The sequence below is a fragment of the Psychromonas sp. SR45-3 genome (genome assembly GCF_014163575.1).
Taxonomy (GTDB): Bacteria; Pseudomonadota; Gammaproteobacteria; order Enterobacterales; family Psychromonadaceae; genus Psychromonas; species Psychromonas arctica.
On sequence record NZ_JACJDP010000102.1, the window covers coordinates 1 to 603 of the forward strand.

The 603-nt window shown below is 35.5% G+C and carries 1 protein-coding gene; it reads left to right on the top strand.

Annotation, left to right across the window (positions count from 1 at the left end; all coding sequences use genetic code 11):
* Positions 1-396: 396 nt before the first annotated feature.
* The coding region (locus tag H5084_RS19295; RefSeq protein WP_182692239.1) for a transposase at positions 397-603 on the top strand (207 nt) is incomplete at its 3' end.

The window sequence follows — 603 nt, forward strand, 5'->3', positions numbered from 1 at the left end:
CAATCAGGAGGATATACAATGAAAGAAATCGGTGATCATTTCAAAATACATTATTCATTAGTAAGCCGTATTATATCGGCTGATAAAAAGTAAGGTAATCGGTAATGCAAAATGAAAGACCTGACCCTCAGCTTCTCAGCTTGTGCATAGAGCGTAATGGAACGTCTCCCAATAGGCAAACTTGCACGTAATAATTGTTTATCGACACATTTAACAGGAGACCAATCAATGATGATGGGGAGCTAGTTTCTGTAAAAATGGCGGGCAACAAATGCATATATTTTACTTCGCTCTCTTTAAAAAACAAATGGGGTCAGGTCTTTCATTTTGCATTTTGCATTTGTTGATTATTTAAATTAGATTTACCTTATTCAATTTAAGTTTGTAGGGGTATTTATGAGTCGTCCTTTACGTTTAGAGTTTTCAGGTGCGCTTTATCATGTCACATCGCGTGGTAATGAAAGAAAGGCTATTTACCTAGAAGACAGTGATTTCGAGATATTCCTTAATTTATTAAATACCGTTTGTTCACGTTATAACTGGGTTATTCACGCTTATTGTTTAATGGATAATCACTACCACTTACTTGTAGAGACTCCCGAT